Origin of the sequence: Chryseobacterium sp. C2(2020) (genome assembly GCF_014218915.1) — a bacterium.
GTDB classification, from domain to species: domain Bacteria; phylum Bacteroidota; class Bacteroidia; order Flavobacteriales; family Weeksellaceae; genus Chryseobacterium; species Chryseobacterium mucoviscidosis.
Map to the genome: position 1 here is coordinate 1 of NZ_JACLCT010000092.1, position 1,344 is coordinate 1,344.

The following is a 1,344-nucleotide window of genomic DNA, read 5'->3' on the forward strand; positions in this document are numbered from 1 at the left end:
AAAAATGATCTGATTTATTTATTTTCCTACGGCGAATATCAACCCGGAAGATATATGCTTTTTTTAGAAGACATCAGGATTTGGAACTTTTAAAATTACGAACATTTTACTGAAACAAATTATATTTAATTAAGAAGAATTGGAAAACGAAATATATGATACGCTGTACTATTACAGCGAAGATGGCGAAGAAGGTTATGATCTCACAGAAGTGCAGCTCATCGGCAAAACCGACAAAAACCGTGTCGAAAAACTGAAACTTCTGCTTCATCATAAAAATGCCTACATTTCTTATCAGGCAATGCTTATTTTGGTTGCTTGGGCAATTCCGGAAGGATTCCATCAGCTTGACCGTTTCATTTCTGAAAAATGGGATGAAAAGCACAGCTTTGAACCTCACAGAATTTATAATGAAGATAATGTGTATGATGTTATCGTAGATGCATTATACATTTCGACACTCAATGGAAAAGAAGAACAGGAATTATATCCTTATGTAAAACATTTCTTAAGCATTTACGGGGATAGGTTTTTTGAATCCTGTCTGAAAGATTTTCTGTTGAAAAAAGACTGCAAACCGCTGCTGAAAGAAATTGAAGAGGCGATGAAAAGTGCTTTGAAAAATAAAAAATACTATCAGGCAAGTCAGCTTTTCCCGGTCATTGTTCATTACGATAAACACAGGTTTGAGGAATATTTTGAGGTTTTCAGTTCTTTATTAAAAGATGATAAGAGAATTGGATATAATATTGAAGAGGCTGAGAAAATCAGATAGTAGATAGTTATAGTTGATAGGAAAACTTGTATTTTAATGTTTTAAGCCCGATAAAAAATAATCATGAAAAATCTTTTAGAAAAAAAAGACTGGTACTATTATATTTATGAAAACGGCGACACCATTGAATTGTCTGTTCCGATTTCTGCTCCGGCACCGGGTTTTGATGCAATCCATAAGCTGACTGATCCTGAAAAAAAGGAATACCTTACAAAAGGAATTACAGGACCGAATAAAAGACATGGAAATGAATTTTACCAAGTATGTTTTGAATTCTTGGAGGTAATTTTTAGGATTATATAATTTCAGTTTTTCTTCTGAAATTCCTGTGGTATTTCATTTTCAATAAAAACTTCCTATATTTCGAAGAATTTAAAAATTTAAAAAACCATGAAAAAAACACTATTCGTTTGTGCGGTTTTGTTTAACTTATCACTTTTAAGCGCACAAACCATAGAATCGGGAAGCCGCAGTACGGCAGGATACATCAAAAGCAACGGAACCATTGAAAACAGCAGCCATTCCACAGTAGGTTATATTACAAGCAACGGAACCATTGAAAACAGCAG

Annotated in this window: 3 protein-coding genes; all 3 read left to right on the forward strand. The window is 33.5% G+C overall.

Features of this window, described 5'->3' with window-relative positions; all coding sequences use genetic code 11:
- The first annotated feature begins 139 nt into the window (after positions 1-139).
- The gene (locus H6W52_RS21020) at positions 140-775 is read left to right on the forward strand and encodes a hypothetical protein (protein ID WP_116100181.1); all 636 of its coding nucleotides are present in this window, start codon (positions 140-142) and stop codon (positions 773-775) included.
- A 63-nt stretch (positions 776-838) separates the two neighbouring features.
- On the forward strand, positions 839-1,078 hold the full coding sequence (locus H6W52_RS21025; RefSeq protein WP_116100180.1) for a hypothetical protein: 240 nt from the start codon (positions 839-841) through the stop codon (positions 1,076-1,078).
- A gap of 87 nt (positions 1,079-1,165) precedes the next feature.
- The coding region (locus tag H6W52_RS21480; RefSeq protein WP_372487815.1) for a 5-fold beta-flower protein at positions 1,166-1,344 on the forward strand (179 nt) is incomplete at its 3' end.

Bases quoted from the DNA above. Each gene is read 5' to 3' on its own strand.
- H6W52_RS21025 (WP_116100180.1), top strand. From the start codon at position 839: ATGAAAAATCTTTTAGAAAAAAAAGACTGGTACTATTATATTTATGAA.